Origin of the sequence: Flavobacterium sp. TAB 87 (assembly GCF_001529295.1) — a bacterium.
GTDB lineage: Bacteria > Bacteroidota > Bacteroidia > Flavobacteriales > Flavobacteriaceae > Flavobacterium.
Window position 1 is genome coordinate 49,933 of the sequence record NZ_LLWK01000032.1, and the last position, 23,019, is coordinate 72,951.

The following is a 23,019-nucleotide window of genomic DNA, read 5'->3' on the forward strand; positions in this document are numbered from 1 at the left end:
CTTTTCTGCCCTTTATTTGATCTTACCCATATAACTACCGGGAATTGTACTTGCACTTCCGTCACGACTCGCCAGATAATGCGGCGACATAATTTCAATTCCAGCTTCGTTGCAACAATCTTGAATATTTTGATGCAGCGATGAATATATTAAAGGTTGCTTGTTTGGTTCTTTCGTAAAGGCATTAATTTGATAGCCAACATAAAAGTCATCTAACGCAGTTTGCAAAACGTACGGAAGCGGTGTCTTTTGAATAAAATCGGTTCGTGAAGCGGCTTCAATAAGCGCTTTATGCACCTCTTTCCAAGGTACGTCATAACCAATTGTAACAGTAGTGTGCACGACCAATCCAGGTGCATTAGCATGTGTATTGGCCGAATAATTAGTTGATGTACTAGATAAAACCGTCGCATTGGGTATCGTTATATCTTCCATTTTACCGGTTCGTACTCGAGTAACCAGGGCCGTCTTTTCAATTACTTCTCCACTGACATCTCCGATTTTAATAAAGTCTCCAATTTTGAAAGGTCGCATGTAAGTGATCACTAAACCTGCTACCATATTTGCGATAGCATTTGAAGATCCTAAAGAAAATAAAATACCAACAAATACCGAAACTCCTTTAAAAATATTCGAATCTGAACCCGGCAATTTCGGAAAAATAAGTACTACCATAAAGGCGTACAATAATAGTTTCACAATATTAAATGTAGGTGCAGCCCAATCACTATAAAAACCATCAATGTGTATGTTCTCGCGTTTTATTTCATCCACAAAAAACTTTAAAACCTTAATAGCATATTTAAATATTACAACAATAACAATAATGGAAAACAAGTTAGGAAGAAACCCAACAAATCCCATAAAGACAGATTTAGCTGGAGTAAAAATCCAATTTAATAACGTATCAGCATAACCTTCGGTAGCAGGAAAAAAGCTAAATAATAAAGGGAGTGATAAATAAACGATTAGTATAAAAACAAGTACTTTAATCACACTTACAATTCGAATAACTACAAATTGTTGTCTTTCAGGAGACAAAATTTCAATTGTTTTGAAACGAAGTCCTGAGAAATATTTGGCGTTTTTTACTAATAAAAAATTCTTGAGTTTACCGAATATTTTATTGGTAAGATACAGCAGTAATAAAATTAAAAACAAGACCAAAAAAGTAAGTCCGATGCGCTTTAAAATGACTAATGTTGAGTGATTTAGTTTTTCTTTAACTACGGCTTTCGAGATTATTTTAAGATTTCGCTGCGCAATTTTCGCTACGGTCGCATCTGCATTGATCGTATCTACACTTAAAACAGACATAAGAACAGTATTGCTTTTATAAACAATATCTTCTCCAAATTCTGAATTGGCTATTTTTATCGAATCGGCAACAAAATAATCGTCATCGTATAACAATTTAATTTTTTCGGAAATTAATTTAGCTCGATTCTCAGCAGAAAAAGAACCTACCCTGTGATTGATATAAAAAAGCGTATCCCTAAACGGAGCAACCGGAAAACCTCTTAAAACAGTATTCTCAATTGAATCTTGTTTAAGTTTTACAAGCGCATCAACTTTCGACTTAGTTGAGGCCTTTTGAGCAAAGCTATTTTGAGAAAGCAAAAATGGTACTAATAGTAAAAAAAAAATAATTTTACTTTTCATTATCAATAGTTATTTTCAGGTTGAACGCAAATATATTCAAAATCTGCTTGTAAAAAATAAATTTGGAATTTTAAAAATTCCCAAGACTTAGAGTAACAACCAAACCATTAAATTACGCTATGATTCAATAGATATTAAATCATTATAATTTTATAAAGAGGAAACCAGTAGCAAAAAGTATATTATTTGACTTGAAATAATTAACGTGCTTTAGGAAGTATCTTTTTTATTAAATTATCAATTACTTGATTAATTTCGATTGAAATTACAAACCGATAGTTCAGATAGACATAAGCGACAGTCACCAAAGCCGATTTTAAGCAAATGCCGATAATGGGATGTACGGGAAATTCCCAAAAATAAAAAGCCAAAAACAACGCTGCTGTGAGTACAAGCGATTCGACTGTTTGTTTAGTGAAAGGGTATAAATGCATGCGTTTGACCACGAAAATTAACTTAGCTAAACTATACAAAGTAATCGAGATTAAGGTCGCAAATGCCGCGCCGAATATTCCGTAGCGTGGTATAAAGATCATATTTAATACAAAGGTAGTCACGACCAGCGCTAAACCTAAAAATAAAACCATGCGATAATACTTGGAATTGAAAATAATGGCATTGTTGTTACCTAATATCAAATCAAAATACTTTGACAGTCCAATCATAAAAACCACTGATATTCCACCACTGTATTCTTTAGGAACCAACTCGTACAGCTGATCAATATTTACAAAAATACACAGCATCACAAAGCCTCCTACCATTTGCAGGTTTATAGATGTTTTTTTGTACAAATTATTCAATTCGTCGTATTTATCATCATGCATTAATTTAGCCGTAATAGGATATACAATTTGATGCATAGCACGACTAGGCACCGAAATAACCAAGGCAATATAAGTGGCAACCGAATAATAAGCGATATTTTCGATCACCATATATTGATTCAGCATTAATTTATCTCCATCCAAAAGTAAGTTGGCAACACTACCCGAAAGAATAATAAAGAAAGTATACACTAAAACATCTTTTACATTTTTAGGAATCGAAAATTGAAAATGCGGTCTTTTTACATAAAAAGCATACACCATAGTCAAAATAAATGCTACGAAATAAATACCAGCCGTTACATATACAAATTGCACTAACGTAATCCAGTTTAAATATAAACCAACTAAGGCAATGGAAGACAAAAAACGCAAGCCCACTTCTTTAATAAAATTACCAAAAACCGAATGCATGTGCACGCGCGCCCAGGCGTAAAAAATTTCGAAATAAGCCATGCACAATCCCGTAAACGGAATTAATAAGATAAACTCTTGAACGACTGGATTCTTTTTGGTTACAAAAACAGTAATGTCATCGTAAAAAAGAAAACCAATAATTAATAAGGGAATACAAAGCAGTAATGGAAACAAAACGGTAAATGACAAAAACTGGTTTCTTTCGTGTTCGGTCTTGTATTGAGTGTAAAATTTTACTAATGTATTTTGCATCCCAATCGCAAACAAAGGCATAATTACGTTTGCTGCCGAAAGTATATAATTGGTAACTGCGTAGTAAGTAGCTCCCAAAAAAACAGGATATAAATACAACGTATTAATGCCACCAATAGCAAACCCAATGTATGTAATTATTGTATTTTTAAAAGACTGATTGAGTACGATTCCCATGGAAAGAATTGTGATTTATAAATTTAAAACGGTATTTATAGTATTAAATCCGCTAATTTCTTGGTTAAATTTTTACGAGAATATTGTTGTAAACCGACTCCATACGACTGTAATTTCCCTTCTAAGAACTGGTTGTAGTGCGATAAAATCAAACCTTTTAATCGTTCTTTTTCGGAATAATTAAAAAATACGCCAGTGTTCGTTGTAGTAATAATTTCGGCAAAGTCAGAACCGATCGGTCCAATGGCTATTATCGGACGATTCGAAACCATATACTCAAATAATTTACCGGGAATGATGCTTTTGGTATCTTCAGAGTCAATTTCGATGAGTAGTAAAACTTGTGATCTTTTTTGATGTGCGATGGCTTCATTGTGCGAAACGTACCCAAGATTATTCAAATACACATCTAAATTATAGTGAGATATAGTCTCTAAAACTTCTTGGCTGACTGCACCAATTAATTTCAGTTCCAAATGATTTTTAAACTCTTCGATTTCGTGAAGCAATTCAGATACACTTTCCCATAATAATTTCGGATTTCTTTCTGATAAAAAAGAACCAATATGCGCTAAAGAAAATTTGGTGTCTAAAATTTGTGTCGCCACGTTCTCATTGTCATAACCATTTGTAATTACTTTAATAGGCTTAGCTGTAAGTTTTTCAAACTCTGTTTTTGTCGTTTTACTAGTTACTATAATACTATCAGCACTATTTAAAACTTGATGTTCTAATTTTTTATGCTTTTTTGAAGCATAATTAGAGAGTCGAAGTGATTTATGATAGCCGATCGTAGTCCAAGGATCACGAAAATCTGCGAGCCACTTTACTCCTAATTTTTGCTTTAATTCTAAGCCAATTAAATGTAAACTATGCGGTGGTCCCGAAGTCACAATCGTATCAATTTCGTTTTCTATAATGTACTTTTCTAGGTATTTAACCGATGGCTTCACCCATAAAACACGCGCATCTGGAATAAAAATATTGCCACGAATCCAGAGAAATGTTTTATCTAAAAAAGATTGCTTTTTTTGATTCGGAATAATTCCAGAAGCTATCTTTTTTGTTTTATTTTTTGAGAATACTGAAGCCAATTGGTAAGGCTCCAGTATTTTATTTTTTAAGACAATTGCTTTATCTGAAATTTCGTCAACTAAACCTTCATCTATAATTGGATAAGTAGGATTTTCAGGAACGTAAACAATTGGCTGAATACCAAAATCAGGTAAATATTTTACAAATTTCAGCCAGCGCTGAACACCTGGTCCACCTGCAGGCGGAAAATAATACGTAATTATTAAAAGTTTTTTAGGTTCCAAATTTAAGATTTTAAACCTTTTTTTCTATTCCAATATATTCCTCCTACTAATAACAGTAACATACCGATTGAACTAATTAATGCAATTGTTCCTCCCGTTTTTATGACTTGAGGTTCAAATTTAAATTCGATCGTATGCTTTCCTCCCGGAACTTCCATTGCTCTTAACACGTAATCCACAGGGAAATGTTCGGTTAATGTTCCATCAACATAGGCGTTCCATCCATTCTCATAATATATTTCAGAAAAAACAGCAATACCATCATTCAAATTATCTGATTGATATTTTAAGTAATTCGGTTTGTAATCTTGTAACGTAATTGTTCCTCGTGTATCCCACTTTTTACGTAAACGGGCATCGGTAAACTTAGCACCATAATCTTGCACATTAAATACAGCAATAGTTTTTGTATCTATATTTCGCAATTGTTGCATTTCGTCATCTGGAGATGTAACTATTTTAATGCTCTCAACGAACCAAGCGTTACCATTTGCGTCCGGATTTACAGTTGGAAACTCTTTTCCTTCTTTATCCGTTTGAATAATATACTTTACATTCAACATATCCAACACTTCCATATTGTTTTGAGCAATTTGGTAGTCAAATAATTGTTGCATTTTTCTAGGTTTTGCGGCATGATATCCTCCAATAGATTTATGGAAAAATGAAGCGCGCGCACTCGAAAAATTACCATTTACTTCAAATACTCTGTAATGCGAAGGATCTTGCAAAATTTGAACATCAGACTGTGTTTCTTGAAAAGGATTTTCAATTTCGCGTGCAGAAACGAAGTCTTTAGCAGAAACATATTTTTTATCTACAAAGAACAAATCAAAAATCATAAAAATACTTACAATTATAAGCGTTGTTTTTTGACTTAATTTACCTTTAAGAAAAAACCAAAATGCGGCAAAAACTACAAGAATAAAAAATCCTGAACGAAGCAAATCGGCAGAATACATTGTCTTTCGATCTTCTTTTAAAGCATCGACAAACCCAGGGCCGTAACTTTGTAAATAATAACCGTCGCTCGCTCCTGCAAAATTAAACATACTTTTAGAAACTAGTAAAATCAATAAGATTCCGAACGATACCGCAGCGGTTTCTAGCAAACCTTTTTGCGCTTTTTTCGAATTGATTTCTTTAAAATTGAAAAAAGATTGCAATCCCATAATAGCTAAAACAGGCACGCACAATTCAAGTAAAACCTGAATTGAAGAAACGGCTCTAAATTTATCATACATTGGAACAAAATCAATAAAGAAGTCGGTTAAAAACGCAAAGTTTTTACCCCAAGAAAGTAATAGTGAAATTACTGCTCCCGACAAGAATACATATTTAATTTTTCGATCGTCAAGAAAAAGAGCTAAAACAGCGAGAAAGAAAACTACAACTCCGATATAAGCTGGAGCAGCGACAATCGGCTGATCTCCCCAGTACGAAGGCACGCCAGAAACGAAATCCTGTGCTTGATTTGATGGTACACCTTGCTGCACCATAAACTCGTACATTTTACTATCGGTTCCCACATTTTCATGATTCGATCCACCAAAAATACGCGGCGCGATAAGGTTTAAACTTTCCGTAATTCCGTAACTGTATTCAGTTATATAGTCGCGACTTAAGGCGCTATTTTCAGTAATTCTTGAGCCGTCAGGATTAATTTTTAACTCCCCTTTTCCACGAGTACTAAATGCTGCATATTCTGAAGTTGCCATTAAATTGGTAGCATTAGAGCCTATGGCAAAAACAGCAGCTATTGCAAAAGTTCCAAAAGCAAAACCTAATGATTTTAAGTCTTTTTCTTTAATTCTTCCGTAAATAAAATAAATAGAAAGAACGATTAAAAAGATCAGTAAATAATAGGTCATCTGAAAGTGGTTGGCGTTTATTTCTAAGGCTGCGGCAAACATCGTTAGCAAACCACCGACAATAAATCTGCGTTGATAAACCATAATACAACCGGCAACCACAAGTGGCATGTAGGCAATAGCGTGCGCTTTGGCATTATGCCCAACACCCAGTATAATAATTAAATAAGTAGAAAACCCAAAAGCCAAGGCACCAATAAATCCCTTTAATGGATCTACTTTTAGCACTAATAGCAAACCATAAAAACCTAAGAAATAAAGAAATAAATAGTCAGCAGGTCGTGGTAAAAAACGCAAAGCGTCGTCTAAATGACCAATGTAATCGTGTGGATATTTCGCGCCCAATTGGTAAGTTGGCATTCCGCCAAAAGCTGAGTTTGTCCAATAAGGTTCCGTATGCTCTTGAGCCCTAAAATCGTTTTGCTCCTTAGCCATTCCGACATATTGAGCAATATCCGACTGAAAAATTTGTTTTCCTTGTAAAACAGGATAAAAATATATTAAAGAAACAAGCACAAAACCTACTATTACTAGGGCGTGCGGATAAAATTTATTTACTATTTTCAAAGTAGTTGGGTTTGGTTTTAAGATGATTTTTCGCTTATAAAAAGCAAATCTAATCTATTTCTTCGTAATCAACATATTCACCGACTTTTTTGGTTTCGTGCGGGTATTTAGAATTGGCTGTTTTAGAAATAACTTCGTCTTTACTACTTTGTTTTTTTTGCCATGAATTGTCCTGACGGTATTGCTGAGAATACTGTTGTTGCTGTTGTTGAAAATTCTCCGTGGCTTTGTTAACGACTTTTTTCATAACAATGGGAAAAAGCAATTTAAAAACAAATTTAAAGATGTAATAAAAAGCCACAATGTAAAAAATTGATCGTATAAGTCCTGAAAAAGATGCTTCTTGCATAACTATAAAATTTTTTCAAAATTAGTGAATCCGTTGGTTAAAATTAACAAATCCATCTTAAATAAATAATAAAATAAGTACATTTGAAATACGTTATAGCTTTATCCAAATAAAAAAAAATATGAATTTAATTAAACAGGTTTTCTCTACCGGAATTTTACTTTTACCTCAACTTTTTTTCGCTCAATATACTGATGTAATCAACTCAAATCGCCCGGGCGAAACCATGTCTGCATTTGCAGTTGGAAAAACAGTAATTCAGGCAGAAACCGGAATTTATGGTATTCAAGAAAAACACGATTTACTGCATACGGATGCATCGGGTTTTGGTATGGATTTAACCTTGCGTTATGGCGCATTTTTAGAAAAACTAGAGTTCATTGTAGATTTGCAGTATCAAATGCAAAACGTAACTGCTCCTTACACTACTTACGAAAAAAATGACTTCAAACAAACTAACTTAGGCGCTAAGTATTTGCTTTACGATCCATTTAAAAATTACGACAAAAAGACCAATATTTATAGTTGGGATGCGAATCAAGGATTTAATTGGCATCAATTAATTCCCGCGGTTTCAGTGTTTGCAGGTGCTAATTTTGTTTTTAAAGGAAATCCATATGCTTTTACTCCAAAAACAAGCATTTCTCCTAAAGCCATGCTAATTACTCAACATCATTTTGGTGGTAAATGGGTATTTGTTACAAACGTTATTGCCGACTATATAACTACCGATTATCCAAGTTATGGATACGTACTTACTTTAACGCGCGGATTTAATGACAAATGGTCGGGTTTTGTTGAAAATCAAGGTTACAAAAGTGATTTTTACAGCGACGCTCTTCTTCGTGGTGGTGCAGCTTATTTGATTGGAAAGAATATGCAAATCGATGCTTCTTTAACTACTAACTTTAAAAACACTCCTTCTGTTTTGTACGGCGGAATTGGTTTTTCATGGCGTTACGATGGAAGATATGAAGAAGTACACACCATGACTTTTGAAAAAGAAAGTATAAAGAAAAGTAAAAAAGGAAAAAAAGAAGTCGATTCCCAAGAAGTTGAACGCGTACGTAAAGGAAAATACGAATAATAATTAATTGATTTTTACTATTATTTACTGAACTTGCACGATAATAATCTTCAAAAAATACCAAATAAAAAGTTGTATGATTACAATAAAAGAGGCTAAAACCAAGAAAGAACTTACCGAATCAATCAAATTTAGTTTTGAGTTGTACAAGAACAATCCTTATTGGATTCCACCTCTTATTGCAGATGAATTGGAAGGTTTTGATAAAACAAAAAATCCGGCATTTGAAAATGCAGAAGCTTATTTTTATGTCGCTTATAAGGATGGAAAGATGGCAGGAAGAATAACGGCCATTATTAACTGGTCTGAAGTCAAAAACCAAGGTAAGAATAAAGTCCGTTTTGGATGGTTTGATGTCATCGACGATATTGAAGTGACTAAAGCATTGCTTGAAAAAGTATATGAGTTGGGACAAAAAAACAATATGGACCATGTTGAAGGTCCGATGGGATTTTCAAATTTGGACAAAGTTGGTTTGCTGACCAAAGGTTTTGATGAAATTGGAACCATGATTACGTGGTATAATTTTCCTTATTATGTTACTCATTTAGAACAATTGGGTTTTGCTGTTGAAAAAGAGTTTATCGAAAGTACATTTCCTTTTTCGAATGTAAAACCAGAATTTTTTATGAAAGCGACTCGCATTATTAAAGAACGCTTTGGCTTGCGATCGATCAGTTTTACTTCAACTAAAGAAGTTATGGAACGTGTTGATGAAATGTTTGATCTTTTTAATACATCTTACGAGAAATTAGCTTCGTTCGTTGCTGTCTCTGATACGCAAAAGGCTTATTTCAAGAAAAAATACATCAATTTAATTAATCCCGAATACATTAAATTTGTTGTAGATAAAAATGAGAAATTAGTCGCTTTTAGTATTGTAATGCCAAGTCTGTCTCAAGCCTTAAAGAAAGCCAATGGTAAATTATTCCCTTTTGGTTTTATACATTTGTTACGTGCTAAAAAACACAGTAAAGATGTTCTTTTTTATCTTATCGGAGTTGCACCAGAATACCAAAATAAAGGTGTTACTGCTTTAATATTTGAAGAGTATTACAAAACTTTTACAGAAAAAGGAATTGAGACTTGTATTAGAACGCCCGAATTACTTGAGAATAATGCCATTCATTTGTTATGGAAAAATTTTGATCCGCGATTACATTGCGAAAGAAAAACCTATCGAAAAGAATTATAATTATAAAAAAAAATCCAATCAGTTACGATTGGATTTTTTTTATGGTTTCTTAATTTATTCTTTACAATCAATTTTATTGTAAATAACATTTCCGTCAAATTTAATTTTGCTTTTATCTTTAAAAACTACTTTATCATTCGCTTCTACAACATCACCATATCCTTCAATATACGTGGTAGCATCCTTTTTAAGAAAAGCTAATTCTCTAACCGAAGTTTTTCCTTCTGATTGATAATTGTACTCTGCAAAAATCGTATCTCCCTTTACATTTCCTAAGATCGTACCAAAGCTTTTATCTTTTTGATAATAAGAGTAATTTAATTCTCCCTTAAATTCATTTATACTATTTACATCTACAGTTAGTGTAATGGTATCCTTATCAACTATAGCTTGATAACATTCTTTAACAGGCGTCTCCATTGGCGCTTCTACTTCCAAAGGTGGAACAACAACTTGGTCTTTATTGTTTTTTACACACGAAGAAAGTACGGCAATTAAAAGGATATTACTTAAGATATAGATTGATTTCATAATTCTGGTTTTACTGGTTTATATCGTGTAAAGTTATTTTAAAACAAAAAAAATCCATTCATATAACGAATGGATTTTCTTATATAATTCCCATAATGAGAATTTAGTGCTTTATTGAACTATGCGTCCAAATCTACTTTAGTTTTACTTGCAATTTCTTTGTACGTTCCGTTTTCTAATTTTTCACGAATCGCTTCAAAAGCAGTTAATGTCTGATCAATATCAGCCAACGTATGCGGCGCAGTTGGAATAACACGTAATAAAATCATTCCTTTTGGAATAACTGGATAAATTACAATCGATAAGAAGATACCGTAGTTCTCTCTTAAATCGTTTACCATAACCATTGCTTCTGGCACACTTCCTTCAAGATATACTGGCGTAACACAGGTGTTTGTATCTCCAATATTAAAGCCTTTACTTCTCAATCCAGATTGCAGTGCGTTTACATTTTCCCATAATTTATCTTTCAATCCTGGGTTGTCACGTAAGAGTTGTAAACGTTTTAACGACCCAATAGTTTGAATCATTGGTAATGCTTTTGCAAACATTTGAGAACGTAAATTGTACTTTAAATAATCAATTATATCTTGATCTGCCGCTACAAATGCGCCGATATTTGCCATCGATTTTGCAAATGTAGAAAAGTAAACATCTATTCCATCTTGGCAACCTTGCTCCTCACCTGCTCCAGCTCCTGTTTTACCTAGTGTACCAAAGCCGTGCGCATCGTCTACCAACAAACGGAAATTGTATTTCTCTTTCATGGCAACAATCTCTTTCAACTTTCCTTGTTGACCACGCATTCCAAAAACACCTTCAGTAATGAATAAAATTCCTCCTCCAGTTTCTGTAGCTATTTTAGTGGCACGTTGCAAGTTTTTCTCCATGCTCTCGATATCGTTATGACGATAGGTAAAACGTTTCCCCATGTGCAAACGAACCCCATCAATAATACAAGCATGACCATCAACATCATATACAATTACGTCATTTTTAGTCACCAAAGCATCAATAATAGATACCATTCCTTGGTAACCGAAGTTCAATAAGTAAGCCGCTTCTTTTTGTACAAACTGAGCCAGCTCATTTTCTAATTGTTCATGGTATTTAGTATGTCCACTCATCATGCGCGCTCCCATTGGGGCAGCTGCTCCGTATTCTAATGCTGCTTCTGCATCTATTTTACGCACTTCTGGATGGTTTGCAAGACCCAAATAGTCATTCAAACTCCAGTTTAAAACTTCTTTTCCTTGAAATTTCATTCTCGGACCTAATTCCCCTTCTAATTTTGGAAAAACAAAATAACCTTCTGCTTGAGAAGCCCATTTTCCTAAAGGACCTTTATTGTTTTGGATTCTTTCGAATAAATCTTTTACCATAATTTGTGGTGTATTGTTATGTTTTAACAGCGTGCAAAATTAAGGATTATTATCTAAAAATACAGATTGGCTCTTACTTTTATTTAGAAAAATCCTAAAAAACCGCCATTAGCTGAGGATACTTTAGCTTTATAGTTCAATTTGTTAGCTGCTTAAATGCTTTTAGAATTATAAAACTGAGATTTAACGTACACGACAGATAAATAAAATCATCTTTTAAATGATTTGAACACCTAAGTAGCTTCCAAATGAAGTTCAGGAACTACGTCCCTCTAAATTCCACTTTGATTTTTTCTCGGTTCCAGTTTTTAGTCACATCAGTCCGAATCGAAAGTGGCAAATTACCCAAGGTAGCGACATTATTAACAAAATGCTGAATGTAAAATGTACCTTCATATTGATTTTTTTCTACATAATCGAGCATTAGCGCTAATTCTACTTCATCAATTAAATCTGAGTGTAAAGTGGTTCGGACTTCAAATTGAATGGTACTACACAACAATAAACGAAAAGATTCTTCGAAAACAGCAAAGAGGTCAGATTGTGTCACCTTCTGAAATTTTTCTGCTAAAGCTTTAAAATCCAAAGCAACGTAATCAATTAATTTTTCATTGATTAATTGCCGAAGCACTTTTGGATTAGAGCCGTTGGTGTCGATTTTTACAGCAAATCCTAAGTCTTTTATTTGTTTGATAAAAGGAATCAAGTTTTTATGCAAACTGCATTCGCCTCCGCTTAAAACGACTGCATCGAGTAATCCTTTTCTTTTTTCTAAAAAAGACAAGGCGGTATCAAAAGAAATTTTGCCTTTTCCCAATACAATTTCGGGATTGTAGCAATACAAGCATCGCATATTACAGCCTGCAAACCAAAGAATGCAAGCTGATTTATGCGGATAGTCTAATAAAGTAAAAGGCGTAATGCTAAAGATTGCTTTAGCTGCATTTTCTTTCTGTGAAATGTGTGCGTTGTTTGTGTTCACCTTTTTTTCCAATATTAAAACTTTCAACCGGTCTGTGATAGCCCATTACTCTTGTGTAAACCAAACATTTAGTTCTCAAACTTTGGTTTTTTTCTAAAATCTCAATTGTGTAATTCATATGTTTCATTTTTAACGTTTTGTATTACGATATCATCGCACTTTGGACAATATTCATGTTCGCCATTTAAATAACCATGCACTGGACAAACACTAAAAACAGGCGTTACGGTGATGTAAGGCAACTTGAAATTGGTCAATACTTTTTTAACAAATTGCTTGCACGCTTCTGAGGAACTTATTTTTTCATTCATATATAAATGCAAAACAGTTCCGCCAGTATAAAGACATTGTAATTTATCCTGCATTAATAAAGCTTCAAAAGGATCTTCGGTAAAATTGACTGGAATTTGAGAGCTGTTGGTGTAATAAATATTCTCTCCCTGGCCAGCTTGTAATATCTCTGGATATCTTTTTTTGTCTTCTTTAGCAAAGCGGTACGTAGTTCCTTCGGCTGGTGTGGCTTCTAGATTGTATAAATTACCTGTTTCTTCTTGGTATTCTTTCATTCTAGTTCGAATGTATTCGAGAATTTCCATCGAAAAATCGGTTCCAAAATCGGAAGTAATATCTTGAGAATCATTCGTGAAATTGCGAATCATTTCGTTCATGCCGTTAACACCAATAGTAGAAAAATGGTTTTTGAAATGAGGCAAATATCTTTTGGTATAAGGATACAAACCACGGTCGTACATTTCTTGAATAAATACGCGTTTTTTCTCTAAAGTCGACTGCGCCAAGTCCATTAACTTGTCTAGTTGCTGGTATAGCGCTTCTTTATCTCCTTTAAAAAGATATCCCAATCTGGCCATATTAATGGTTACTACACCAATGCTACCCGTCATTTCGGCACTTCCAAAAAGACCATTTCCTCTCTTTAATAATTCTCGCAAATCCAGTTGCAGTCGACAACACATACTGCGCACTGCATTGGGTTTGTACGCATTGGGGTTCTCCACTTTATTTCCGCTCCCGTCTGTCAAATACTGACTTCCTATAAAGTTTTGAAAATAAGACGATCCAATTTTAGCGGTATTTTCAAAAAGCAAGTCGGTATTTTCGCCATCCCAGTCAAAATCTTCAGTGATATTTACCGTCGGGATCGGAAAAGTAAACGGTTGGCCGTTCGCATCTCCTTCGGTCATTACTGTGTAATAGGCTTTATTAATCAAGTTCATTTCTTCTTGAAAATGCTCGTATCGCATTTCGATCAACGAGGAAACGCCGCGTTCTTTAGCTTTAGATAAAGTGATTTCGTCATTGCTATGTAAAAACAAATGTTGGTCTTTTTTTGTTGGAATCTGTTCTTTTAAATCCTCGGGAACCACCCAATCTAAAGTGATATTGGTAAATGGGGATTGTCCCCAGCGTGCGGGAACATTCAAATTATAAACAAAACCTCGCACTGCTTTTAAAACGGCATCAAAAGAGAGGTTGTCTTTAAAAACATAGGGAGCCAAATAGGTATCAAACGAACTGAATGCCTGCGCTCCCGCCCATTCGCTTTGCAAAATTCCTAGAAAATTTGCCATTTGTCCGAGCGCTTCTCTAAAATGAGAAGGTGCTCTGCTTTCTACTCGACCACGAACGCCATTGAAACCATCGTTTAAAAGTACGCGAAGACTCCAACCTGCGCAATATCCTGTCAGACAATCTAAATCGTGTACGTGCAGATCACCGTTGCGATGTGCGTAGCCTTCTTCTTTACTATATACTTTATCCAACCAGTAATTGGCTATAATTTTTCCAGCTACATTATTCACCAAGCCAGCATTTGAATAGGAGGTATTGGCATTGGCATTGATGCGCCAGTCGGTCTGGTTAATATACTCTTCTATGGTTTGTGTACTATCTACATACGTCGTGTCATCATTTAATCCGCCCACATGTTCGCGTTGCATCTTTCGGGTATGTCGGTACAGCATAAAGGATCGCATTACATCAAAATAACCCTTATCCAATAAGGTTTGATAAATACAGTCCTGAATATCTTCGACCGCACAAATTTCTTTGGAGTCAAATGAGACGATTACGTTCTCAAAAACACTGATATCAAATGGTATTCCGACACTATCAAAACTTTTTTTAATCGCTACTTTTATCTTATAATCCTCAAAAAGAACATATTTCCCATTTCTTTTAATAATCAACTTTTCCATAGTATCGGTATTTAATGATTTCCTTTTTCTGACCAAAAGGCAGAATTTATTCATTTTATAGTCTTAAAACTTTAATGCCCTTTAAATAAAAGATAAAATTATCCTTTATTGTAACGCACTTTTACTTCGCTTTCTTCTTTTATTTAAACAGCTTGCTTAAGCATTAGCTGCGCTACCAATAACATGTTTTTATATTCTATTACTGGAGTGCTAACTGCATGCATCGTAAAGTCCCTCACAAATTGATCGTGTAATTTTTTTAGTTCGTCGATCGTGTTTTGCTTGTAAAGATCCTGGTTCCAATAAAAAGTATTCATGATGTTTTGCAATTGGGTTTTTAAGCTATTTATTACTGCTGTATCTACTTCATCATAATGATAATAGGAGTTAGCAAGTGTTGGTAGGTAGTCAATTGAAGCTATTTTAGCAGCAACATCAGTAGCAGCTTGCTTCGCATAAACGAGTGCCTCGAGCAACGAGTTAGACGCCAATCTGTTTTTACCGTGCAAGCCAGTTCGCGCACATTCGCCGTTGGCATATAAATTTTCAATACTCGTTTTACCGTCTTTATCGACGGTGATTCCGCCACATTGATAATGAGCAGCTGGCACAATTGGTAATAAATCTTTTGCAGGATCCAAACCAATTGTTTTACAATAATTTGTAATAGAAGGGAAATGTTTTAAAAACTGATTTTCATCCAAGTGGCGACAATCTAAAAACACATTTGCTCTTCCCGATTTAATCAATTCTGAACCTATGGCATGAGAAACAATATCTCTTGTTGCCAGTTCGCCTCTAGAATCATATTCGAATACAAAACGTTCTTCTTGATGGTTAACAATGTAGGCGCCATAACCGCGAACAGCCTCCGAAATTAAAAAAGAAGGGTTTCTTTTGGGCTCGTATAAAGCCGTTGGATGAAACTGATAATAATTTAACTCCTTTATTGTAGCACCGACTCTATTTGCAATAGCGACACCATCTCCTGTCGCAATTTCTGGATTTGTTGTGTTTTTAAAAATCTGACCCGATCCACCCGAACAAATCATTGTTACTTTTGATTGTATGGCATCAATATGTTTGCTTTTAAAATTCAGATAATAGGCACCAACACAAACTGTACTAGTTTCTCGCTTTTCAACAATTAGATCGATTATAGTATAGTGAGTAGCAATTGTAATATTTGTATATTGACTCACCGCTTTCAGTAAAACGGATTCTAATTCTTTTCCAGTACAGTCTTTATGATGCAAGATTCGGTTTCTAGAATGACCTCCTTCCAAACCCAAATCATATTTACCCGATGAATTCGTATCAAAGTTGGCTCCCATTTCAATAATTTCTCGAATGCGATCTGGCGCTTGTCTCACCACCATTTCGACTACAGCTGGATCGCAAAGTCCACCGCCCGCATTGATTGTGTCAGTAATATGTTGTTCAAAATTATCTGATTCCAAATTCATCACTGCCGCAATTCCGCCTTGAGCGTAACGTGTATTTGTTTCTTCGGCACTAGATTTTGTTACAATTGTAATCTTTAAATTTGCATTATTTTTAGCGAGGTTTACCGCAAAGGATAAACCTGCTACACCTGATCCAATCACTAAAACATCCGTTTGTTTCATAACACATTAAGATAAATTCAACATTCTATTTATTGGAATTATGGCTTTTTTAGCAATTACTTGATCTAGCTCAATGCTTGGGTTCTCGTTTAGTAAACACAGGTATAATTTTTCCAACGTATTCATTTTCATAAAAGCGCATTCGCTGCAAGCGCAGCTATTATCTTCTTTAGATGGTGCTGGAATTAACGTTTTATGAGGCGCCTCTTTTTGCAATTGATGTAAAATTCCGGCCTCGGTTGCCACAATAAAAGTATCGGCTTTGTCATTCTTTATATAGTTAATTATTCCCGACGTCGATCCTACATAATTAGCGACTTTTAAAATTTGGGTTTCTGATTCGGGATGCGCAGCAATTTTTGCATCGGGGTATTTTTGATACACATCAATCAATTTTTCTAAAGAAAAAGCTTCATGTACCACGCAAGAACCATCCCATAGAACCATATCTCGACCGGTTTCTTTGATTAGATAATTACCTAAATTTCGATCAGGAGCAAAAATTAAAGGCTGATCCTTAGGTATCGATTCTATTATTTTTTTTGCATTGGAAGACGTGCACACCCAATCACTCATTGTTTTTATTTCGGCCGAACAATTAATGTACGTGACCACTTTATGATCGGGATATTGCGCTTTAAATTTTATAAAATCTTCAGGCAGACATCCATCTGCTAGAGAACAACCCGCATTTAAATCGGGCAACACCACTTTTTTAGTCGGATTTAGAATTTTTGCCGTTTCAGCCATAAAATAGACTCCTGCAAAAACAATAATATCCGCATCTGTTTGTGCCGCTTTTTTTGCCAACTCCAAACTATCTCCCACAAAATCAGCGACTTCTTGAATGTCTTCTTCTTGATAGTAATGCGCGAGAATAATGGCGTTTTTGGCTTTCTTTAATGCCGAAATTTTTTCTTTCATACTGCTATTTTAATTTACAATGCATAATTTACTATACTGCTCCATCAACACCATTAAAACAAAATCTAAACTCATTTAAACTATATTTTCTTCACAAAAAGAGCAAGAGTGAATTGCAAATATATTTAAAATTAGCAATAAAAGACAATTATATCTTTTATTGTTGCCGTTTAAATATTAACAAATTATTGTTCATAAAATCATATAACTAATTGCTTTTTTAAATCTTTAGAAACAAAAGCCATAAATTCAACTAATCGTTTTTCAATTGCTGATATTTTTAGTACTTTTAAAGGTCGAAATTGTTACTCAAAAAATTAAAATACACTTTAAACAGTCATATAGATGTCAGAAAACGCTAAAGAACTCAAACTAGCCGTACTCATAGATGCCGATAATGTCCCCTACAGTAATGTAAAAGGAATGATGGAAGAAATTGCCAAATTTGGTACCCCTACAACCAAGCGTATTTATGCAGACTGGACCAAACCAAACTCCAACGGATGGAAAGGTGTTTTGCTAGAGCACGCCATCACGCCCATACAACAATACAGTTATACCGTTGGAAAAAACTCCTCCGATTCTGCCTTGATTATCGATGCAATGGATTTATTATATTCGGATAAACTAGATGGTTTTTGTATTGTTTCTAGCGATAGTGACTTTACACGTTTAGCTATTCGTTTGCGTGAATCTGGAATGAAAGTAATTGGAATTGGAGAAAAGAAAACGCCAAATTCTTTTATAGTTGCTTGTGATCGTTTTATTTACATCGAGGTTTTAGATGGTGCCAAACAAAAAAAGAAACCAAAACCTTCGCCATCCGATTTAAAAGATTCAAAGAAAGTAGTCGAAAAAGCAATTGCAAAACCGCTTAACAAAATTGATTTAGATACCATCGAATTAATAGAAGCCACTATCGAAGATATTGAAGATGACGATGGTTGGGCATTTTTGGGTGATGTTGGAAACCTTATTGTTAAGAAAAAACCAGAGTTTGATCCTCGAAATTATGGTTTCTCTAAATTAACACCAATGCTTAAATCTCTTACAGATATCTTAGAAATAGACGAAAGAGAGTCCGACAAAAAAGGTATTAAACACGTGTACGTTCGTTTGCGTTTCAACTAAAATTAATACCAAAAAATTAAAAATTAGATTATTTTAACATGAGAAAAAAATTCTTCATATACTGTTTTTTACTTTTTGTACTAGTGGTAATTGCTTACTATTACTTCAAAGTTGGTTTTTTATTGCTTATAGTACTGCCTATTTTATTGGTAGTAGGAGTATATAATTCTTTACAAAAAAAACACGCTATTCTAAGAAATTTCCCTGTTTTGGGATATTTCAGATATTTGTTTGAAATGATTGCTCCCGAAATTCAACAATATTTTATTGAACGATCCACTGACGGAAAACCGTTCTCTCGCAATCAGCGTTCTTTGGTGTATCAAAGAGCAAAAAACATCGATTCGAATACCCCTTTTGGTACACAACAAAATTTAAATCAAGCCAGTTACGAAGGTATTAAACATTCTATTTTCCCTGCCAAAGTAAACGAAGAACTCCCACGCATTGTAGTAGGTGGTAAAGATTGTAAACAGCCGTACTTGGCATCGATTTTTAATATTTCAGCAATGAGTTTTGGTTCGCTAAGCGAAAATGCCATTCGTGCTCTAAATATCGGCGCACAAAAAGGTGGCTTTTACCACAATACAGGTGAAGGTGGTTTGACCGATTTCCATTTACAAGGCGGAGATATTACGTGGCAAATCGGAACTGGATATTTTGGTTGCCGTACTGCTGAAGGAAATTTTGATGCCGAAAAATTTTCAGAAAAAGCCAATCTTCCTTCGGTAAAAATGATCGAAATTAAATTGTCTCAAGGTGCAAAACCAGGTCATGGTGGCGTACTTCCTGCTGCAAAAAACACCGAACAAATTGCCCGTATTCGTGGAGTTGTTCCGCATACAATAATTTTGTCACCACCAAATCATAGTGCTTTTTCCAATTCCAAAGGTCTAATTCATTTTATCAAAAAATTGCGCGAATTGTCCAACGGAAAACCAATTGGTTTTAAACTTTGCATTGGTAATACTGCCGAGTTTGAAGATATTTGTCATGAAATGATAGCCGAAGATTGCTATCCTGATTTTATAACAATAGATGGTGCTGAAGGTGGAACCGGTGCAGCTCCGCTCGAATTCTCAGACGGTGTCGGAATGCCATTTGAACCTTCCTTGATATTTGTAAACAAAACGCTAGTCGACTTAAATATTCGTGATAAAATACGAGTTATTGGCAGCGGAAAAATTGTTTCTGGTTATTCTATTTTGCACGCGATCGCCCTTGGAGCAGATATGTGTAGCAGTGCTAGAGGCTTTATGTTCTCTTTAGGTTGTATTCAAGCGTTGCGATGCCACAACAACACCTGTCCAACGGGAGTTGCAACTCAAGATAAAATGTTAATGAAAGGTTTGGTAGTGACTGATAAATCAGATCGCGTCTATCATTTTCATAAAAATACCTTGCACGCTGCCAACGAATTGTTAGCCGCAGCGGGAAAGACGAGTTTCGCTGATGTAGATATTAATATTTTTATGAGAGGCGATGAATTTGCGCAACTTTCCAATTCTTATTTCCCAGACAATTTGACCAATGTTACCAGACGATAGAATCATATTATCATAAAAAAAAGAGGCTGTTTCTCGTTCGAAATCAGCCTCTTTTCTTTTAAATTACTATAACTAGTCTTGCTCTAATTGCTTTCTATAATCTGCAAAATTGGCTTTAATAGCATCATCTAATTCCGGAATCTTAATATCCGAATACCTTTGCAATTCATTCCAAATAATTTCAGCCACAATATAGCGCGCCATATCTTTATCATCGGCAGGAACCACAAACCAAGGCGCATTCTTTTTCGACGTTTTGCTTATCGCTTTCTCATAATACTTCATGTATTCATCCCAATGCTCCCGCTCTTTTAGATCTCCAGGCGAGAATTTCCAATTGTGTTTGGGTTCTTCCAAACGACGCAACAAACGCTCTCCTTGTTCTTTTTTACTCAAGTTCAAATAAAACTTTAAAACTATTGTTCCGTTTTGCGATAAATGCTTTTCAAAATTTACAATTTGCTTGATTCTTTTTTTCCAAAAACCCGTCGGAATATCACCTACTTCTTCAATTCCTGGTAAATTTTCGTCTAATATATATTCAGGATGCACGCGTGTCACCAAAATATTCTCATAATGCGTGCGATTAAAAATAGCAAACTTTCCTTTTTCTGGCAAAGCCAAATAATGGCGCCACAAAAAATCATGCTCCAACTCGGCCGAATTCGGGGTCTTAAAACTCTGAACCACTACTCCACGCGAGTTAAATTCTTTAAAAACTTCGCGAATTAAACTGTCTTTACCCGACGTGTCCATTCCTTGCAAACAAATTAAAACACCGTATCGGTTGTGCGCATACATCACATCTTGCAACTCACTCAATTTCTCGCGTACGCCATCCAGCTTATCTTCTTTTTCATCTTCATCCGCCTTTACATCGAGTAAAGTGGGTAAATCTTTTAGTTTTATTTTTGTGGTAACTCTAAAATCATCTGGATCTATCTTTTTCATACTTTATTCTTTTTAATAGTTCTAATATACAAATTTTTGGCAGCAAATTCCCGCTTTCTACTGCAATAGTTGTTCTTGCTTTCGTTTTTTATTAGGTCGTTTCAGGAGCTTCCTTTGGTCGCTCTGCTACTTCCATAAAAACACAAATTCACTTCAACTATTTTCATGACAATCGGGGCTGCATAGTGCTTGAAGGAACAGTATAATTTCAGTCTACTTCTAAATTTCATCAAATAATAATATTTTAAATTTTATTATAAAGCTTATCTTCGTTAAAAAGTAAACCAATAAACATGGAAAAATTTACCCTCGAAATTTTATTTCACATCATTGGCATTGGTTCTGCATCGGGACTTATTTATCAAAATAATTCATTGTATGTAATCGGAGACAACAGCGGTTATTTGTACGAGTATAACATGGATTCTAAATTATTGAATAAACACCCATTAGTGGAAAATGCAACCGAAAATACACCTAAAAAAGACAAATCTGATTTTGAATCAATAGCTCATTTCGGAGATACGTTATACGTTTTTGGTTCAGGTTCAACAGCTAATCGCAACAAAATGATTGAATTTAACATACAGTCTAAAACTAAGACAAAAGCAAACGACTTAGTCGATTTATATGCAGTGATTCAAAATTTTGCAGACATTAGACCTGAAGATTTTAATGTAGAAGGTGCTATTTTTGAAGGCGAGAACTGGTACTTATTCAATCGTGGCAATGGCAGTTCAAACAAAAACACCATCTTTACCATTCACGCCAAAAATTTAGGGCAAGAATTTGCTTTAGTCGCTACCAATTATAAACTCCCAAAAATCAAAGGTGTTCGCTCCAGCTTTACCGATGCCGTTTTGGTCGATGATAAAATTTACTTTTTGGCCACCGTCGAAGACACCAAATCGACCTACGAAGATGGCGAAGTTCTGGGAAGTTTTGTGGGTAGAATGGATGTAAAAACCATGAAAATTGACTTTACTCAAAAAATCACCGATACCAATAAATTTGAAGGAATTACATTGTACGAGAAAACTAAAAGCCAAATTACTTTTTTACTCTGCGAAGACAATGATACCGAATCACAAGAAACCAGCATTTTTAAACTGTCTTTACCATTATCTAAATAATTTATCATTAGCGTGGAACCACTAAAATATTTTTTCCGCGTTTTACTATATAATACTTAAAATAGTAAATAAATTTATTTTTAGAAGTACTAAAAGCACTTTTTTTCAGTATTACAATTAGCGTCTTTTAACTTTTAGAATTTTTATTCTGCAATAAAGATCAACTTAATGATTGAAAAGCAAAAGGCTTCAAAAGTTTTATCGAAAATTTAACTTTAAATAAAACTCACTAAATCAGCGTCTTATATAATTATCTTCTGTATTTTAATTTATTTTTCATTGCTATCCCAACCTTTTTACCTTTTCAGCTCTCTTTAGTATAAAGAACCCAATTGTGATAAACGAAACTCAAATAGCCAATTGCAAAAAAATGAACCGCGAGGCACAGCGTCAAGTTTATGAAGCTATGGCGCCCAAATTATATCGTGTTTGCAAACGATACTTAAAAAAGGAGGAAGAAGTAGAAGAAGCGTTGGCAGATGCATTTTATACCATTTTTATAAAAATAGACCAGCTTAAAGAATTTAACGCTTTTGAAGGTTGGGCGCGAAAGATAATGGTAAATCACTGTTTAGCAAGAATCAAAAAAAACACGAACTTTAATATGTATTTGGATGATGTCAAATTGCTTTCACAACCTTTTACAGACGCTGTTGATCATTTAGAAGAAGAAGATTTACTCAATTTACTAAACCATATTCCAGAAGGCTGTAAAACTGTTTTTAACCTTTTTGTTATCGAAGGGTACGCACACAGAGAAATAGCCACTATGCTCAATATTTCGGAAGGAACATCAAAATCACAATTGAATGCCGCCAAAACAAAGTTGAAGGAATTAGTAAATAAATTGTATTATCAAAAAGCAAAATAG

19 protein-coding genes are annotated in these 23,019 nt (G+C 34.5%); 6 read left to right on the plus strand and 13 right to left on the minus strand.

Going from position 1 to position 23,019, the window contains the following annotated elements:
- Positions 1-12: 12 nt before the first annotated feature.
- The 5 genes from AP058_RS04115 to AP058_RS04135 form a co-directional block, all read right to left on the minus strand.
- Positions 13-1,662 carry a mechanosensitive ion channel family protein gene (locus AP058_RS04115; protein ID WP_066307169.1) on the minus strand — a complete coding sequence of 550 codons (1,650 nt, stop codon included), beginning with the start codon at positions 1,660-1,662 and terminating at the stop codon, positions 13-15.
- 200 nt (positions 1,663-1,862) lie between these two features.
- Positions 1,863-3,335, minus strand: a complete 1,473-nt coding sequence (locus AP058_RS04120; RefSeq protein ID WP_066307171.1) for a polysaccharide biosynthesis C-terminal domain-containing protein — start codon at positions 3,333-3,335, stop codon at positions 1,863-1,865.
- A 35-nt stretch (positions 3,336-3,370) separates the two neighbouring features.
- Positions 3,371-4,654, minus strand: coding sequence for a glycosyltransferase family 4 protein (locus tag AP058_RS04125; RefSeq protein WP_066307173.1), 1,284 nt, complete (start codon positions 4,652-4,654; stop codon positions 3,371-3,373).
- Between the two features lie 2 nt (positions 4,655-4,656).
- Positions 4,657-7,092: a YfhO family protein gene (locus AP058_RS04130; RefSeq protein WP_066307174.1), complete on the minus strand. Its 2,436-nt coding sequence runs from the start codon at positions 7,090-7,092 to the stop codon at positions 4,657-4,659.
- A 49-nt stretch (positions 7,093-7,141) separates the two neighbouring features.
- Positions 7,142-7,441, minus strand: a complete 300-nt coding sequence (locus AP058_RS04135; protein WP_066307175.1) for a DUF4834 family protein — start codon at positions 7,439-7,441, stop codon at positions 7,142-7,144.
- A gap of 121 nt (positions 7,442-7,562) precedes the next feature.
- On the opposite strand from AP058_RS04135, the gene AP058_RS04140 reads away from it, so the two are divergent.
- Together AP058_RS04140 and AP058_RS04145 are read left to right on the plus strand one after the other, a co-directional pair.
- Positions 7,563-8,528 (plus strand): transporter, encoded by a 966-nt coding sequence (locus AP058_RS04140; protein ID WP_066307177.1) that lies wholly within the window; start codon positions 7,563-7,565, stop codon positions 8,526-8,528.
- Positions 8,529-8,604: 76 nt separating this feature from the next.
- The gene (locus AP058_RS04145; protein ID WP_066307180.1) at positions 8,605-9,723 is read left to right on the plus strand and encodes a GTP cyclohydrolase; all 1,119 of its coding nucleotides are present in this window, start codon (positions 8,605-8,607) and stop codon (positions 9,721-9,723) included.
- A gap of 54 nt (positions 9,724-9,777) precedes the next feature.
- Here AP058_RS04145 and AP058_RS04150 read toward each other — a convergent pair whose 3' ends face one another.
- From AP058_RS04150 to nadA, 7 genes are all read right to left on the minus strand, one after another.
- Positions 9,778-10,254 (minus strand): hypothetical protein, encoded by a 477-nt coding sequence (locus tag AP058_RS04150; RefSeq protein ID WP_066307181.1) that lies wholly within the window; start codon positions 10,252-10,254, stop codon positions 9,778-9,780.
- A gap of 119 nt (positions 10,255-10,373) precedes the next feature.
- Positions 10,374-11,636, minus strand: coding sequence for an aminotransferase class I/II-fold pyridoxal phosphate-dependent enzyme (locus AP058_RS04155; RefSeq protein WP_066307182.1), 1,263 nt, complete (start codon positions 11,634-11,636; stop codon positions 10,374-10,376).
- A gap of 262 nt (positions 11,637-11,898) precedes the next feature.
- Positions 11,899-12,618: an anaerobic ribonucleoside-triphosphate reductase activating protein gene (locus tag AP058_RS04160; RefSeq protein WP_066307335.1), complete on the minus strand. Its 720-nt coding sequence runs from the start codon at positions 12,616-12,618 to the stop codon at positions 11,899-11,901.
- On the minus strand, positions 12,572-12,745 hold the full coding sequence (gene nrdD, locus AP058_RS17315) for an anaerobic ribonucleoside-triphosphate reductase (protein WP_157492604.1): 174 nt from the start codon (positions 12,743-12,745) through the stop codon (positions 12,572-12,574). Before nrdD ends, AP058_RS04160 begins: the two co-directional genes overlap by 47 nt.
- Complete coding sequence (locus AP058_RS04165; protein ID WP_066307184.1) at positions 12,720-14,834, minus strand: ribonucleoside triphosphate reductase; 2,115 nt, start codon at positions 14,832-14,834, stop codon at positions 12,720-12,722. Before AP058_RS04165 ends, nrdD begins: the two co-directional genes overlap by 26 nt.
- 143 nt (positions 14,835-14,977) lie before the next feature.
- Entirely contained in the window at positions 14,978-16,462 is a 1,485-nt protein-coding gene (nadB, locus tag AP058_RS04170; RefSeq protein WP_066307187.1) for an L-aspartate oxidase, read from the minus strand.
- Positions 16,463-16,468: 6 nt separating this feature from the next.
- Positions 16,469-17,386, minus strand: a complete 918-nt coding sequence (gene nadA, locus AP058_RS04175; RefSeq protein ID WP_066307189.1) for a quinolinate synthase NadA — start codon at positions 17,384-17,386, stop codon at positions 16,469-16,471.
- A 345-nt stretch (positions 17,387-17,731) separates the two neighbouring features.
- On the opposite strand from nadA, the gene AP058_RS04180 reads away from it, so the two are divergent.
- A complete protein-coding gene (locus tag AP058_RS04180; RefSeq protein WP_066307191.1) occupies positions 17,732-18,517 on the plus strand; it encodes an NYN domain-containing protein in 786 nt (261 codons plus the stop codon).
- Positions 18,518-18,555: 38 nt separating this feature from the next.
- The gene (locus AP058_RS04185; RefSeq protein WP_066307192.1) at positions 18,556-20,064 is read left to right on the plus strand and encodes an FMN-binding glutamate synthase family protein; all 1,509 of its coding nucleotides are present in this window, start codon (positions 18,556-18,558) and stop codon (positions 20,062-20,064) included.
- A 72-nt stretch (positions 20,065-20,136) separates the two neighbouring features.
- On the opposite strand, the gene AP058_RS04190 is transcribed toward AP058_RS04185, so the two are convergent.
- On the minus strand, positions 20,137-21,015 hold the full coding sequence (locus tag AP058_RS04190; RefSeq protein WP_066307193.1) for a PPK2 family polyphosphate kinase: 879 nt from the start codon (positions 21,013-21,015) through the stop codon (positions 20,137-20,139).
- A gap of 293 nt (positions 21,016-21,308) precedes the next feature.
- Here AP058_RS04190 and AP058_RS04195 point away from each other — a divergent pair, with 293 nt between their 5' ends.
- On the plus strand, positions 21,309-22,148 hold the full coding sequence (locus AP058_RS04195; RefSeq protein ID WP_066307195.1) for a hypothetical protein: 840 nt from the start codon (positions 21,309-21,311) through the stop codon (positions 22,146-22,148).
- Positions 22,149-22,518: 370 nt separating this feature from the next.
- Positions 22,519-23,019 carry an RNA polymerase sigma factor gene (locus AP058_RS04200; RefSeq protein ID WP_066307337.1) on the plus strand — a complete coding sequence of 167 codons (501 nt, stop codon included), beginning with the start codon at positions 22,519-22,521 and terminating at the stop codon, positions 23,017-23,019.

Coding starts and splice junctions, on each gene's coding strand:
- nadA (WP_066307189.1), bottom strand. CDS start 17,386: ATGAAAGAAAAAATTTCGGCATTAAAGAAAGCCAAAAACGCCATTATT.
- nadB (WP_066307187.1), bottom strand. CDS start 16,462: ATGAAACAAACGGATGTTTTAGTGATTGGATCAGGTGTAGCAGGTTTA.
- AP058_RS04115 (WP_066307169.1), bottom strand. CDS start 1,662: ATGAAAAGTAAAATTATTTTTTTTTTACTATTAGTACCATTTTTGCTT.
- AP058_RS04190 (WP_066307193.1), bottom strand. CDS start 21,015: ATGAAAAAGATAGATCCAGATGATTTTAGAGTTACCACAAAAATAAAA.
- AP058_RS04180 (WP_066307191.1), top strand. CDS start 17,732: ATGTCAGAAAACGCTAAAGAACTCAAACTAGCCGTACTCATAGATGCC.
- nrdD (WP_157492604.1), bottom strand. CDS start 12,745: ATGAAACATATGAATTACACAATTGAGATTTTAGAAAAAAACCAAAGT.
- AP058_RS04200 (WP_066307337.1), top strand. CDS start 22,519: ATGAACCGCGAGGCACAGCGTCAAGTTTATGAAGCTATGGCGCCCAAA.
- AP058_RS04140 (WP_066307177.1), top strand. CDS start 7,563: ATGAATTTAATTAAACAGGTTTTCTCTACCGGAATTTTACTTTTACCT.
- AP058_RS04145 (WP_066307180.1), top strand. CDS start 8,605: ATGATTACAATAAAAGAGGCTAAAACCAAGAAAGAACTTACCGAATCA.
- AP058_RS04165 (WP_066307184.1), bottom strand. CDS start 14,834: ATGGAAAAGTTGATTATTAAAAGAAATGGGAAATATGTTCTTTTTGAG.
- AP058_RS04120 (WP_066307171.1), bottom strand. CDS start 3,335: ATGGGAATCGTACTCAATCAGTCTTTTAAAAATACAATAATTACATAC.
- AP058_RS04185 (WP_066307192.1), top strand. CDS start 18,556: ATGAGAAAAAAATTCTTCATATACTGTTTTTTACTTTTTGTACTAGTG.
- AP058_RS04135 (WP_066307175.1), bottom strand. CDS start 7,441: ATGCAAGAAGCATCTTTTTCAGGACTTATACGATCAATTTTTTACATT.
- AP058_RS04195 (WP_066307195.1), top strand. CDS start 21,309: ATGGAAAAATTTACCCTCGAAATTTTATTTCACATCATTGGCATTGGT.
- AP058_RS04155 (WP_066307182.1), bottom strand. CDS start 11,636: ATGGTAAAAGATTTATTCGAAAGAATCCAAAACAATAAAGGTCCTTTA.
- AP058_RS04150 (WP_066307181.1), bottom strand. CDS start 10,254: ATGAAATCAATCTATATCTTAAGTAATATCCTTTTAATTGCCGTACTT.